The following is a 13,930-nucleotide window of genomic DNA, read 5'->3' on the forward strand; positions in this document are numbered from 1 at the left end:
CGGCACCCCCGTGGGGTACCGGGCACCTGCGCGGTTCCGCGGTCAGGCGCGGCCCGCGGTCTTCTGGGTCTTCCGGGTGACGGAGTCGATCACGACCGTGGCGAGAAGCACGGCGCCGGTGACCATGTACTGGATCGGCGTGGCGATGCCCTCCAGCGACAGTCCGTACTGGATGGAGACGATGACCATGACACCGAGCAGCGCGTTCCAGGTGCGGCCGCGGCCGCCGAAGAGGCTGGTGCCGCCGATGACGGCCGCCGCGATGACGTTCATCAGGAGGTCGCCGGTGCCGGAGCCCTGGTTGGCCGCCGCGATCTTGGAGGCCCAGAACAGGCCGCCGATCGCCGCGAAGGTCCCCGCGATGGAGAAGACGGAGATGCGGATCGCGGTGACGTTGATGCCGGCGCGCCGGGAGGCCTCGACGCTGCCGCCGAGCGCGAAGATCTTCCGCCCGTAGGCCGTACGACGGAGCAGGAAGTCCGTGCCGACCAGGACGATCAGGAAGAGGACCAGGGCGAGCGGCAGGCCGCGGTACTGGTTGAACATGTACGCGGCGGCGAAGGCGAACACCGCGAGGACGGCGGTGCGCACCACGATGTCGGCGATCGGGCGGGCCGGGATGCCGGCCGCCTCGCGGCGGCGGGTGTCCAGGAAGGCCGCGGCGAAGTAGCCGACGACCGCGATGGCGGCGAGCCCGTAGGCGGCGGCGACGTCGGTGAAGTAGTACGTGGTCAGCTGGCCGACCACGCCTTCGCCGTCCAGGTTGATCGTGCCGGAGTCGCCGAGCAGCTGGAGCATGAAGCCGAGCCAGAACAGCAGGCCGGCCAGGGTGACGGCGAAGGCGGGCGCCCCTATCCGGGCGAAGAAGAAGCCGTGGATCGCGCCCATCACCGCACCGCTGACGATGGCGACGAGGATCGCCAGCCATTCGTTCAGGCCCTGGGTGACGCTGAGCACCGCGACGAGGGCGCCGGAGACACCGGAGACGGAGCCGACCGAGAGGTCGATCTCGCCGAGCAGCAGGACGAAGATGATGCCCACGGCCATCATGCCGGTGGCGACCATGGTGACCGCGATGTCGCTGATGTTCTTCGCGGAGAGGAACTCGGAGTTCATGCTCTGGAAGACGATGGCGATGATCGCGAGGCCGACGACCACCGGGATCGAGCCCAGGTCACCGCCGCTGATCTTGCGCTTGAACTCGGTGAGGTATCCGGCGAGGCCTTGTTCGCGGATGAGCAGACGGGGGTCGACGACCGTCGCGGCGCCGTCGGCCGCGTCCGGGTTGCCGGCCGGCGGCTCGTCGGACTTGTCCAGCGAGGTGCTGATCTTGTCCACCGTGTTGGTGGTCTCGTCGGTGGTCACTTGGAAACCTCCGCGTTGCGCGCCGCACGTCGGGTCACCGCGTTGTCCGTGGCGCCCGTGATGGCGGAGATGATCTCTTCCTGGGAGGTGGTCTTCACATCGAAGACACCGTTGTTCCGGCCCAGCCGGAGCACGGCGACCTTGTCGGCGACGGCCTTCACATCCGCCATGTTGTGGCTGATGAGGATGACCGCGTGACCGCGCTCACGCAGCCGCTCGACGAGGTCGAGGACCTGGGCGGTCTGCTCGACGCCGAGGGCGGCGGTCGGCTCGTCGAGGATGACGAGCTTGGGCTCGCCGAGCATCGACCGGGCGATGGCCACGGTCTGGCGCTGGCCGCCGGAGAGCGAGGCGATCGGGATGCGGACGCTCGGGATGCGGATGGAGAGCGTGGAGAGCAGCTCACGGGAGCGGCGCTCCATCTCGACCTCGTTGAGGACTCCGAACCTGCGCAGCTCGCGGCCGAGGTAGAGGTTGCCGACGACATCGATGTTGTCGCACAGCGCGAGGTCCTGATAGACGGTCGCGACGCCGAGGTTCTGGGCGTCGTGCGGCTTGTCGATCTGCACGGCCCTGCCCTCCCACTCGATGACACCGTCATCGATGGGGTGCACTCCGGCGATTGTCTTGACCAGCGTTGATTTACCGGCGCCGTTGTCGCCCACCAGGGCGACCACCTCGCCGGCGTGGACCTCAAGCTCTACATCGGTGAGTACCTGTACGGCACCGAAGCGCTTGGAGACCCCTCGCAACGCCAACACGGGCGTAGCGGACACATGAACCATCTCCTTCGCCGCCTGACCGGCGGGGATGCCGCGCCCGGGGGAAGGCGCGGCGGTGTCGAGCAAAGAGAACAGATGAGGTGTGAGCGTTCCGTCCGGCGCCCCGCCCGGTAGCGGGACGGTTGGTGTGCGGGGCGCCGGACAGGCTTCGTGCGCGCGCGGGCCGGGGTGCGGCGCTCGCGTACGCGGGCGGTGGGGCCGCTCATGCCCTCGCGCGGGCGCGGTGGGCGTTGCGGCGGGCGGGACCCGGCGGCTCGGGGGCGGGCCGGTTCCCGGGGGGTCTGTCGTCACCTTCCCGTCGCCGCCCGAAGGGCGGCCGGACGTCGCCCGGCGGACGGGAAGGTGACGACAGGCCCCTCAGGGCCTACTTCAGACCGATCTTGTCGCAGTCGGCCTTGTACTTGGCCGAGCAGATCTCGTCCAGCGTCCAGATGCCGTCCTTGATGACGGTGTCCTGGATGTTGTCCTTGGTCAGCGAGACGACCGGGACGAGGACCGTCGGGATGCCCTTCGTGCTGGCGCTGTCGACCTTCGAGGTGGCGATGGAGTCGAGCTTCTCGCCCTTGGCGAGTGCGACGGCCATCTCCGCGGCGACGATGCCCTCGGCGGGGTAGGACTTGTAGACGCTCATGAACTGCTCACCGGAGACGATGCGCTGCACGCCCGCCAGCTCGGCGTCCTGGCCGGTGACCGGCGGGAGCGGGTCGATACCGGCGGCCTTGAGGGCGGTGATGATACCGCCCGCCATGCCGTCGTTGGCGGAGTAGACGCCGTCGATCTTGTCCTTGCCGAGCGCGGTGATCGCCGCTTCCATGTTGGCGTTGGCGTTCTCCGGCTTCCACTCCTTGGTGTCGTACTCCTTGCCGTACTTCACCTTGCCGTCGAGGACGGACTTGGCGCCCGTCTTGAAGAGCGCGGCGTTCGGGTCGGTGATCGCGCCGTTCATCATCACGATCGTGCCGCCGTCGGCCTTGTCGCCCAGGGCCTCCAGCAGGGCGGTGCCCTGGGCCCGGCCGACCTCTTCGTTGTCGAAGGAGGTGTAGGCGTCGATGGGACCCTCGGCGAGGCGGTCGAAGGCGACGACGGGGATGCCGGCGTCCTTGGCCTTCTTGACGCTGTTGGCGATCGCCTTGGAGTCGACCGAGCCCAGGATGAGGGCGTCGACCTTGTTGGTGATCATGGTGTCGACCTGCTGAGCCTGCGTGTTCGCATCCTGCTTGGCGTTGGCGTAGGTGACCTTCGCCTTGCCGTCGGTGAGCTCGTCGATCTTCTTCTCGATGATCGGCCGGTCGAACTTCTCGTAACGGGCCGTCTGGTTCTCGGGGAGCAGCAGACCTATCTTCAGGTCGTCGCCCTTCTTCTCCGAGCTCTTTTCGGCCTTGTCGCCGGACTCCTTGGCGCTCCCGCAAGCGGCCAGCGAGATCGCCATCGTGGTGGCGGCAACGGCAACGGCGGCACGACGCATACGCGTGTTCATTCTCGAACCTCCCTGACGAGGCCGCGACGTTGCGGCCGAGGTGGCTGGAAGTCAACTCGGCCGCAGCGTCAGCGTCAAGGAGTAAATCCTTAACGAGATGACAACGGTGCCATTCGTTATCTAAGTGAAGGCAGGAGTCGCTGCGGGGAGGGTGCTCTCCAAAAGGGTTGAATCCCCCATCTCGCTGAGCACCAGGGCGAGGGCGCCCAGCACTTCGGCACGGCCGCCGAGCGCGCCGGGGAGCACCGAGAGCTGCCGGGCGGCGCTGGGGATCGCGTAACGCGACACGGAGTCCCGTATGGGCCCCAGGACCAGCTCCCCGGCCTCCGCCAGCGAGCCACCGAGCACCACCCGGCTGGGGTTGAGCAGATTGCACAGGTTGGCCACACCGCTGCCTATGTGGCGGCCCACGTCGCCGATCACCCGGCGGCAGCCCGGATCGCCCTCCCGGGCCAGCTGGACCACCCGCTCCATGGTGAGCCCGGGGCCGTGGCTGGGCTGGAGCAGCGGCAGGACGTAGCGGGCGGCGGTGAAGGTCTCCAGGCAGCCGCGGTTGCCGCAGCGGCAGACCGGGCCCGACTCGTCGAGGGTGATGTGCCCGATCTCGCCGGCCGTGCCGCCCGGGCCCCGGTAGATGGTCCCGTCGATCACCAGACCGGCGCCGACGCCGCTGGCCACCTTGATGTACGCGAGGTCCTTGACGCCCCGCCCGCTGCCCCAGACCAGCTCGCCGAGCGCTCCGAGGTTGGCGTCGTTGTCGACGTACACGGGCACGCCGAGGCGGCCGGAGAGCTCCTCGCTGGGGTTGATGCCCGTCCAGCCCGGCAGGATCGAGGTGGAGCCCAGCGTGCCGGACTCGACGTCGATGGGGCCCGGCACGCCGAGCCCGATGCCGATCACCTTGTCCGGGCCGATTCCGGTGGCCTCGATCAGCCGCTTGACCAGGACTTCCGCGCGGTCGAAGCCCTCCGCGGACGAGGCGTCGACGTCCAGCGGCTCGGACTCCTCGGCGAGCACCTGGTGGGCGAGGTTGCCGACGGCGACGCGCAGGTGCGTGTGGCCGAAGTCGACGCCGATGACGATGCCCGCGTCGCCGCTGAGGGAGACGCTGCGGGCCCGGCGGCCGCCCGCCGAGGTGGGGGTGACCTCGACCGTCCCGCCGTCCTTCAGTTCGCGGACGATATTGGAGACCGTGGCTGCGGAGAGCCCGGTGCTCCGGGCGATCTCCGCCTGGGTGAGCGATCCCGCCATCCGTACGGCCCGTACGACCCGCTCCAGATTGGCCCTGTGCAGCGATGTCTGCGACCCGGGAGTCTCCATCGACTCATCCACTCCTGCCCTTGGCGGGCGGTCCCTGAGGACCGCCCCGGCCGGGGCCGCAGCGATGAGACCCCGGCTTCCTCCAACATGTGAACTCTAAGCTGACCGTTTGGGGGTACCTCCCGTCAAGACCTGAGCGGGCAGGGGCTCACGTGCGCGGGAACGGCCCGGTGCCCCGGCGGAGGATTCCTCCGCCGGGGCACCGGGCCGTGTCCAGAAGGTGATCTGCTACTTCAGGGCGCCCGCCGTCAGACCGGAGACGACCTGGCGCTGGAAGATGATGTACGCGGCCAGCACGGGCAGCATCGCGATCACCAGGCCGGCGAAGAGGCCGGAGTAGTCGCCCTTGTAGCCCTGGCTGGAGGCCAGCTCCACCAGGCCCTGGGCCAGCACCCGCTTCTCCGGGTCGGTGTTGAGCACCGTCGGCAGCATGTACTGGTTCCACTGCCCCAGGAAGTTGAAGATGCCGACGCTGATCAGGCCGGGCTTGGCCATCGGCAGCATGACCTGGAAGAACGTGCGGGTGTGCGAGGCCCCGTCGATGATCGACGCCTCCGCCACCGAGGTCGGCAGCGTACGGAAGAACGAGGTCAGGAAGAACACGGTGAACGGCAGCGAGTACGCGATGTACACCAGGATCAGGCCGTGGATCGTGTTCAGCAGCCCCATGTTGTCCATGACGTAGAACAGCGGGACCAGCGCCAGCATGATCGGGAAGCTCATGCCGCCGACGAACAAGAAGTAAATGAAGCGGTTGCCCGGGAACTCGAAGCGGGCGAGCACATAGGCGGCCATCGACCCGAGGACCAGGGTGCCGACGAGCGAACCGCCCACCACCAGGACGGTGTTCAGGAAGTACTCGCTCATGTGGGCCTGGCTCCAGGCCCGGCCCCAGCTGTCGAAGTTCAGCGAACGCGGCAGCGACCACGGAGTGTTGAAGATGTCCGAGTCGGTCTTGAACGAGGACATCACCGCCCAGAACAGCGGCAGGACGACCATGATCGCCCACAGGATCAGCATCCCGTGCGAGAAGACGTTGAGGACTTGGCCCTCACTGCTCTTCGCGGGGGCCGACGAGCCCTTGGAGACCGTCCCGGCGCGCTGGGCCGGGACCTTGGCCGCCTCGGCGTCGGACGGGGAGCCGGAGGGCCCGGAGGGAGGGGTGTCAGTGGTCTTCATCAGAACTCCAGCCGCTCGCGCCGGCCCACCCGCATGACGATGGCGGCGAACGCCAGGGTCACGATGAGCAGGGCGACACCGATCGTGGTCGCGTAGCCCGCCTGTCCGTCACGGAACGCCGCCTGGTAGACGTACAGCGGCAGGACGGTGGTCGAGTAGTCGGGCCCGCCGGGGCCGACGCTCATGATGTGGACGATGGCGAAGCCCTCGGCGCCGAGCGCCAGGATGCCCATGTAGACCCAGCCGGACTGGACCGTGTCCCACAGCAGGGGCAGCGTGATCCGGAAGAAGGTCGTGAAGCGGCTCGCCCCGTCCAGCAGGGCGGCTTCGTAGAAGTCCTTGGGGATGGAGGCCATGCCCGCGGAGAACAGCACCACGAAGAAGCCGGTCGTGCACCAGACGAGGACCGCCATGATGCACCACAGGGCCAGCTTCGGATCGCCCAGCCAGTCCGGCACGTCGCTGATCCCCACGGCCTTGAGCGTGCCGTTGATCATGCCCTGGGCCGGGTCGAAGGCGAACTGGAACAGGATGGCCACGATCGCGATCGAGAGCACCTGCGGGAAGAAGTACGCGATCTTGTAGAAGCCCGAGCCCCGTACGCCGGTGACGGCGGCGCCCTTGCGGCGCCGCCCGCCCACGTTGAGCATGAAGGCGAAGAAGAGCGCGAGGCCCAGCGTCACCAGCGGCAGCAGCACCGCCAGCAGCACACTGTGCTGCAGCGATTTCCAGAAGATGTCGTCGTCGAGCATCTTGGTGTAGTTGTCGAACCCGACCATCTTGAAGTCGGGGCTCAGACCCGTCCAGTCCGTGAACGAGTAGTAGATGGACTGGATGAAGGGCCAGATGACGAAGATGACGTACAACGCCATCGGGACCACCAAGAACCCGACTATGAACCGGTATTTACCGTGTTGCATCGTTACCGACTCCGACCTTCCCGTGCTGCCCGCCGCTGGTGACGCGTGGTCACTGGTGCTTGAAGTGCTTGATGGACTGGTCCTTGGCGGTCGCGTCGGCGAAGGCCTGGATCTTCTTGATGGTCTCGGCCGGCTTGGCGCGGCCGGCCATCATCTCGCCGAGCGCGGCGACACCGATCTGCTCCTTCTGGAGCTTCACGTACCAGTCCTGCAGGCGCGGGTTGACCACGTTGGTGCCGGCCTTCTGCAGCGCCGCGACACCGGACTTCAGGCCGTCGGAGAGCTCGATGCCATCCGTGCCGCCGTTGAAGGCGGAGAGCGACTTGGTGCTCGTGGTGAAGGACTTGGAGGAGGCCTCGCTGAGCATGATGCGCAGCTGCTCCATGCCGCCCTCGGGGTTCTTCGCCTTGCTCGGGACGATGAACGGCTCGCCGCCGGACGCCCAGAGGGTGCCGAAGGGCATCTTGTCCGAGGAGTCGAGGCTGGACGGGGCGCCCACGGACAGCTTGAAGTCCTTGGGGATGATCGCCGCTTCCTCGTTCTCGACCCAGGAGCCGTTCGGGATGAACAGCGCCTTGCCGCGGGCCCAGGCGCCCTGGGAACCGCGGTGGTCCAGGCCCGGGGTGCCCTTGAGGATGTAGTCCTTGGCGACGAGCTCGTAGTACGCCTCGAAGGCCGCCTTGACCGCGGGGTGCTCCCAGGCCTTCGGCTCCAGGTTGTCGATCGCGTCGAGGACCTCGACACCGCCGATCTTGGCGATGAAGGGGTACAGCGAGAAGGGGAGGTAGTAGGGGTGCTTGCCGGGGTAGGTCCAGCCGGCGATGCCCTCCTTCTTCGCCTTCGCGCAGAGCGCGAGCATGTCGTCCCAGGTCTCCGGGTACGTGGCGTCGAGCTTCTCCAGCGCGGTCTGCGAGTACCAGACGCCGTAGACCGTGTACGCGTAGTACATGATCCAGACCGGGTCGCCGTCGAACTGGCCCATCTCGATGATGCCCGGCCGCAGGGTGTCGCGGACCTTCTTGGCGGGGTCGTCGATGGAGGGGGCGTCGAGCAGCGGGGTCAGGTCGGTGAGCTGCTTCTTGCCGACCAGGACGCCCATGTCCATCTGCTGGGCACCGGAGTTGTCGATCAGGTCCGGCGGGGTGCCACCGTTGAACCGCGGCTGAAGAACCGACTGGATCTTCTGCGTCGCGGAGAACTTGACCTTCGCCTCGGGGTAGGTCTTCTCGTAGACGGCCTTGGCGTCCTCGGCGTACTTGGTGCCGAAGCCACCGTCGAAGATGACGATCTCCAGCGGCGCGCTGCCGTTGACGGCCAGCGGGTTCTTCTCGGTCTTTTCGCCCTTTTCGACCTTGTTGTCGCTGCTGCTGTCGCCGCTCGCGCAGGCGGACAGGAAGCTCATCGTCGGAACAGCGATCAGGCCGAGTGCGGCAGAACGCTTGATCAGATCGCGACGGCCAAGGCCCTCATTGTTGTGGGCGGAGGTGGATCCCATGCTCAAGTCCTCGCCTTCTCCAGGACTCAGGCGGTGTACCGGTCACCCGTAGAAAATTCGCCTCAGGCGAAGGGCCCCGCCACCGCGGTCAGTTGCGCTTGGGTCGTGCAGATATGCAGATGTACCGGACAGGGCCGGTGCAGTGGGGATGCGGGGAGACCGTACAGCGAGGACACCCCTGGCGTCCTCGCGACCGTCTCTGTTTCCCCCGTGCGCACGTCCGCGCGAAGCGGCCGTGCAGATGCCGACAGGTATAGTCCACTTGTCGCCAACTGAGCAAGATCGAACGCAGGTTTGGGCGGCAGTCTTTCCCGAGTTGAGACCTCACGGATACCTCGGCGCCGCGCCCCCTCCTCCCGCGGCGGCTATTTCCCCATTCGGGCCGATTCGCCGACGCCCCCTGCGGCAACACCCTTGACACGTCCTGTCACTTGGATCCCTACTGGACCTTGCATCCCGCTATGACAACGTTGTCCATGCATTTTCCCGGGGAGGAACGGCTCGGCATGCAGCCACCACGCGGCCTCAACCACGGCTCCGACAAGGCCCCTCACGCGGTCTCCCGCCCCGCCCCGCGCCGGAGACGGACCCCCACAGCAGCCGCCCTGGCGGCATCCCTCGCCCTGGTGGTGATCGCCCCCGCGGTCGCCACCGCCCAGCCCGCGTCGCCGGACCGGAAGCCCTCCGGCGAGCGGACGTTCACCACCTCCTTCGAGGCGGACGAGAAGCAGCCGGAGTGGCGCAACACCGTCGAGGAGGGCCCCGACGGCAAACCCCGCTCCTCCGGTGTCGACGGAGGCTTCTCCTCCGGCATACCGGGCAATGTCACCGACCGGGTCACGGAGCTCCGCGCGAGCGCCGAGAACACCGCCGGCGGCGAGGTCAAGGAGAACCTCGTCGACGTCGAACCAGGCTCCAAGTGGCTGACGTTCGCGAAGACCGGCTGGGTCGAGTTCGATCTGGACGAACCGGTCAAGGTCGTGACGTACGCGCTCACTTCGGCCAACGACCACGCCGAACGCGACCCGAAGGACTGGACGCTCAAGGGCTCGGCGGACGGCAAGGAGTGGACCGACCTCGACACCCGCAGCGGCGAGACCTTCGCCAAGCGGCACGAGACGAAGAGCTACGACTTCGCGGGCGACACCGCGTATCAGCACTTCCGGCTGGAGATCACGGCGAACGGCGGCGCGGACGCGCTCCAGCTCGCCGACGTTCAGTTCTCGAACGGTGACACCTCCGCGCCGGTGCCCGACGAGATGCGCAGCCAGCCCGACCGCGGCCCCTCCGGTTCCCCCACCGCGAAGTCGGGCGCGGGATTCACCGGAAAGAAGGCACTGCGTTACGCGGGTACGCACACGCCCGACGGGCGCGCCTACTCGTACAACAAGATCTTCGACGTGAACACGGCCGTCACCAAGGACACCGAGCTGTCCTACCTCGTCTACCCGCAGATGGGCGAGACGGACCTGAACTACCCGGCCACGCACGTCGCGGTGGACCTCGCCTTCACCGACGGCACGTACCTGAGCGAGCTGAAGGCCACCGACAGCCACGGCGGTCTGCTCACCCCGCAGGGCCAGGCGGACGCCAAGCGCCTCTACGTCAACCAGTGGAACAAGGTCGCCGCCCGCCTCGGCACGGTCGCCGCGGGCAAGACGGTCGACCGGATCCTGGTGGCGTACGACTCCCCCAAGGGCCCGGCGAAGTTCCAGGGCTGGATCGACGACATCACGATCGCCCCGAAGAAGCCCGAGAAGCGCAAGGCGCATCTGTCGGACTACGCGCTGACCACCCGCGGCACCAACTCCAGCGGCGGCTTCTCGCGCGGCAACAACATTCCGGCCACGGCGGTCCCGCACGGCTTCAACTTCTGGACGCCGGTGACCAACGCCGGGTCGCTGAGCTGGCTGTACGACTACCAGCGGGGCAACAACGAGGACAACCTCCCCACGCTCCAGGCCTTCGGCGCCAGCCATGAGCCGAGCCCGTGGATGGGCGACCGGCAGACCTTCCAGGTGATGCCGTCGGCCGCGTCCGGCACCCCGGACGCGTCCCGGACGGCCCGCGCGCTGCCGTTCCGGCACGAGAACGAGACCGCGACACCGCACTACTACGGCGTCACGTTCGAGAACGGCCTCAAGGCCGAGATGACGCCGACCGACCACGCGGCCCGGATGCGGTTCACCTATCCGGGCAAGGACGCCAGCCTGATCTTCGACAACGTCTCGAACGACGGCGGCATCACGCTGGACGCCGAGAACCGTTCCTTCTCCGGCTACACGGACGTCAAGAGCGGCCTGTCCACCGGTGCGACCCGGATGTTCGTGTACGGCGTCTTCGACGCCCCGGTCACCGACAGCGGCAAGCTGAAGGGCGGCGGGGGCGACGACGTCACCGGGTTCTTCCGCTTCGACGCGGGCAAGGACCGCACGGTCAACCTGCGGCTGGCCACCTCGCTGATCGGCGTCGACCAGGCGAAGCAGAACCTGGCCATGGAGATCCCGGAGTCCTCGTCCTTCCGGAAGGTCCAGCGCAAGGCGCAGAGCGCCTGGGACGACGTCCTGGGGACGGTCGAGGTCGAGGGCGCCAACGCCGACCAGCTGACCACGCTCTACTCCAGCCTCTACCGGCTCTACCTCTACCCGAACTCCGGCCACGAGAAGGTGAAGGGCAAGAACAGGTACGCCAGCCCCTTCTCCAAGGCGACCGGTGAGAACACCCCGACGCAGACCGGCGCGAAGATCGTCGACGGCGAGGTGTACGTCAACAACGGCTTCTGGGACACCTACCGCACGACCTGGCCCGCCTACTCCTTCTTCTCCCCGAAGAAGGCCGGCGAGCTGGTGGACGGGTTCGTCCAGCACTACAAGGACGGCGGCTGGACCTCGCGCTGGTCCTCCCCCGGCTACGCGGACCTGATGACCGGCACCAGCTCGGACGTGGCGTTCGCCGACGCGTACGTCAAGGGCGTGAAGTTCGACGCCGAGGCGGCCTACGACGCGGCGCTCAAGAACGCCACCGTGGCCCCGCCGTCCTCGGGCGTCGGCCGCAAGGGCCTGGATACCTCGGTCTTCACCGGCTACGCCGACACCGCCACCCACGAGGGCCTGTCCTGGTCGCTGGAGGGCTACGTCAACGACTACGGCATCGCCCGCATGGGCCAGGAGCTGTACAAGAAGACGAAGAAGGCGCGGTACAAGGAAGAGTCCGAGTACTTCATGAACCGGGCGCAGAAGTACGTCAAGCTCTTCGACGACAAGGCCGGGTTCTTCCAGGGCAAGAAGCCGAACGGCGACTGGCGCCTGCCCTCGGACCAGTACGACCCGCGCGTCTGGGGCTACGACTACACCGAGACCAACGGCTGGGGCTACGCCTTCACCGCCCCGCAGGACAGCCGGGGCCTGGCCAACCTGTACGGCGGCCGCGCGGGCCTGGGCAAGAAGCTGGACACGTACTTCTCGACGCCGGAGACGGCGGGCCCTGAGTTCGTCGGCAGCTACGGCGGGGTCATCCACGAGATGACCGAGGCGCGGGACGTGCGGATGGGCCAGTACGGCCACAGCAACCAGGTCGCCCACCACGCCACGTACATGTACAACGCGGCCTCGCAGCCGTACAAGACGCAGGAGAAGGTCCGCGAGGTGCTGGGCCGGCTGTACATCGGCAGCGAGATCGGGCAGGGCATCCACGGCGACGAGGACAACGGCGAGCAGTCGGCGTGGTTCCTCTTCTCCTCGCTCGGCTTCTACCCGCTGGTGATGGGCAGCGGGGAGTACGCGATCGGCTCGCCGCTCTTCAAGAAGGTCACCGTCCGCATGGACAACGGCCGCAAGCTGGTCGTGAAGGCGCCGAAGAACAGCGACAAGAACATCTACGTGCAGGGCGTGAAGGTCAACGGCAAGAAGTGGACCTCCACCGCGCTCCCGCACGACGTGCTGGCCAAGGGCGGCACGCTGGAGTTCGACATGGGCCCGAAGCCGTCGGCCTGGGGCACGGGCAAGGACGCGGCCCCGGTCTCGGTGCAGAAGGACGACAAGGTCCCGACGCCCAAGGGCGACGCGCTGAAGGGTGACGGCGCGCTGTTCGACGACACCTCGGCCACGTCGACGACGGTGGAGTCGGTGGAGCTGCCGGTGGCCTCGGCCACGAAGGGCGTCCAGTACACGCTGACCTCGGCGGCGGCGGACAAGGCCCCGAAGGGCTGGACGCTCCAGGGTTCGACGGACGGCGAGAAGTGGACGGACATCGACCGCCGCTCCGGCCAGTCGTTCGCCTGGGACAGGCAGACCCGGGTGTTCTCGGTGGCCAAGCCGGGCTCGTACCCGAAGTACCGGCTGGTGCTGACGGGTTCGGCGACGCTCGCGGAGGTGGAGCTGCTCTCCTGATCCGTACGCGATGAGCGCAGGCGGCCGGTGTCCCGTGGCGGGACACCGGCCGGCTGCGTTCCTCATCCGTTGCGCGGGCTCCCGGGCGGAGCCGGTCAGCGGTCCTGGAGGCTCTCGGGCAGGGCGAGGTTCAGGGCGACGACGACCGGCCGGCCGTGTTCGGTGCCGAGCCGGGAGACGGCACCGGTGGCGAGCTGGAAGAGCCGCCCCTCGGCCGGGGTCAGGCCGAGGTAGCGGGCGGTGAGGACGCGCAGGAAGTGCGAGTGGGCGACGAGCGCGATGTCCTCCTCGTCCGCGACCTCCTCGGCGGCCGACCGGACACCCGCGAGTACCTGGTCGGCCCGCTGCCCGATCCGGGCGGGGCTCTCGCCGGGGTGCTCGTCGGAACCGGGGTCGACGCCGTCGGTCCACAGGTTCCAGAAGGGCCGGGTGCGGCGGATCTCCCGGGTGGTGACGCCCTCGTACCCGCCGTAGTCCCACTCCCGCAGCTCGGGAGTGACCCGGGGGTCGGTGAGTCCGGCCAGTTCGGCGGTGCGGCGGGCCCGGATCATCGGGCTGACGAGCGTGAGCCCGATGTGCCGGTCGGCCAGCAGCGGGACGAGCGCGCGGGCCTGGCGCTCGCCGACGTCGGTGAGGGGGAGGTCGGTGTAGCTCGTGTGCTGTCCGGAGCGTGACCACTCGGTCTCGCCGTGCCGGATGAGGATCAGCTCGCCCATGGGGTCCGTTCGCTTTCTGTACCGATGATGCCGGTGGTGTCGGGTGCGGCGGGTGGGGACCGCGGGTCCGGGTCCCCGGCCCACGATCGCATCCGGGAGCGGCGGGAAGCCGGAGGCACGTACGGTTGGGCCTTCACTTGATCGATTTCCCGTGGGGGGACCTCATGTCCGACGCTTTTCCGCCTCCGCCGACCGACCCGGAGCCACAGGCACCGCAACAGCCCGCGTTCACTCAGCCGCCCTCACCGTGGGCGCCGCCCGCCGCGCCGCCGCAGGGGCAGCGGCGTA

The 13,930-nt window shown here is 68.2% G+C and carries 9 protein-coding genes; 1 reads left to right on the forward strand and 8 read right to left on the reverse strand.

Translation table 11 applies throughout. From position 1 onward, the window contains the following. Positions 1-42: 42 nt before the first annotated feature. The 7 genes from AC0VY3_RS24100 to ngcE all read right to left on the reverse strand — a co-directional run bounded on the left by AC0VY3_RS24100 (position 43) and on the right by ngcE (position 8,538). Positions 43-1,365, reverse strand: coding sequence for a sugar ABC transporter permease (locus tag AC0VY3_RS24100; RefSeq protein WP_181010950.1), 1,323 nt, complete (start codon positions 1,363-1,365; stop codon positions 43-45). Next, positions 1,362-2,150 carry an ATP-binding cassette domain-containing protein gene (locus AC0VY3_RS24105; RefSeq protein WP_030079750.1) on the reverse strand — a complete coding sequence of 263 codons (789 nt, stop codon included), beginning with the start codon at positions 2,148-2,150 and terminating at the stop codon, positions 1,362-1,364. Before AC0VY3_RS24105 ends, AC0VY3_RS24100 begins: the two co-directional genes overlap by 4 nt. A 361-nt stretch (positions 2,151-2,511) precedes the next feature. Beyond that, complete coding sequence (locus AC0VY3_RS24110) at positions 2,512-3,624, reverse strand: sugar ABC transporter substrate-binding protein (protein WP_103510284.1); 1,113 nt, start codon at positions 3,622-3,624, stop codon at positions 2,512-2,514. A 120-nt stretch (positions 3,625-3,744) separates the two neighbouring features. Further along, complete coding sequence (locus tag AC0VY3_RS24115; RefSeq protein ID WP_030079755.1) at positions 3,745-4,944, reverse strand: ROK family transcriptional regulator; 1,200 nt, start codon at positions 4,942-4,944, stop codon at positions 3,745-3,747. A gap of 228 nt (positions 4,945-5,172) precedes the next feature. Then, positions 5,173-6,123: a carbohydrate ABC transporter permease gene (locus tag AC0VY3_RS24120; protein WP_103510283.1), complete on the reverse strand. Its 951-nt coding sequence runs from the start codon at positions 6,121-6,123 to the stop codon at positions 5,173-5,175. Further along, complete coding sequence (locus AC0VY3_RS24125) at positions 6,123-7,043, reverse strand: carbohydrate ABC transporter permease (protein ID WP_030079758.1); 921 nt, start codon at positions 7,041-7,043, stop codon at positions 6,123-6,125. Before AC0VY3_RS24125 ends, AC0VY3_RS24120 begins: the two co-directional genes overlap by 1 nt. 49 nt (positions 7,044-7,092) lie before the next feature. Then, positions 7,093-8,538 (reverse strand): N-acetylglucosamine/diacetylchitobiose ABC transporter substrate-binding protein, encoded by a 1,446-nt coding sequence (gene ngcE / locus AC0VY3_RS24130; RefSeq protein WP_103510282.1) that lies wholly within the window; start codon positions 8,536-8,538, stop codon positions 7,093-7,095. A gap of 506 nt (positions 8,539-9,044) precedes the next feature. On the opposite strand from ngcE, the gene AC0VY3_RS24135 reads away from it, so the two are divergent. After that, positions 9,045-12,926 (forward strand): GH92 family glycosyl hydrolase, encoded by a 3,882-nt coding sequence (locus AC0VY3_RS24135; RefSeq protein WP_475551729.1) that lies wholly within the window; start codon positions 9,045-9,047, stop codon positions 12,924-12,926. Positions 12,927-13,021: 95 nt separating this feature from the next. Here the strand turns inward: AC0VY3_RS24135 and AC0VY3_RS24140 are convergent, their stop codons facing one another. Then, positions 13,022-13,642, reverse strand: a complete 621-nt coding sequence (locus tag AC0VY3_RS24140; protein ID WP_475550573.1) for a histidine phosphatase family protein — start codon at positions 13,640-13,642, stop codon at positions 13,022-13,024. Positions 13,643-13,930: the final 288 nt, after the last annotated feature.

This window comes from Streptomyces sp. iso_384, from assembly GCF_056172905.1.

What these genes read in the sequence shown, in the direction of transcription:
- AC0VY3_RS24105 (WP_030079750.1), bottom strand. Translation starts at nt 2,150, where the DNA reads ATGGTTCATGTGTCCGCTACGCCCGTGTTGGCGTTGCGAGGGGTCTCC.
- AC0VY3_RS24110 (WP_103510284.1), bottom strand. Translation starts at nt 3,624, where the DNA reads ATGAACACGCGTATGCGTCGTGCCGCCGTTGCCGTTGCCGCCACCACG.
- AC0VY3_RS24115 (WP_030079755.1), bottom strand. Translation starts at nt 4,944, where the DNA reads ATGGAGACTCCCGGGTCGCAGACATCGCTGCACAGGGCCAATCTGGAG.
- AC0VY3_RS24120 (WP_103510283.1), bottom strand. Translation starts at nt 6,123, where the DNA reads ATGAAGACCACTGACACCCCTCCCTCCGGGCCCTCCGGCTCCCCGTCC.
- AC0VY3_RS24125 (WP_030079758.1), bottom strand. Translation starts at nt 7,043, where the DNA reads ATGCAACACGGTAAATACCGGTTCATAGTCGGGTTCTTGGTGGTCCCG.
- ngcE (WP_103510282.1), bottom strand. Translation starts at nt 8,538, where the DNA reads ATGGGATCCACCTCCGCCCACAACAATGAGGGCCTTGGCCGTCGCGAT.
- AC0VY3_RS24135 (WP_475551729.1), top strand. Translation starts at nt 9,045, where the DNA reads ATGCAGCCACCACGCGGCCTCAACCACGGCTCCGACAAGGCCCCTCAC.
- AC0VY3_RS24140 (WP_475550573.1), bottom strand. Translation starts at nt 13,642, where the DNA reads ATGGGCGAGCTGATCCTCATCCGGCACGGCGAGACCGAGTGGTCACGC.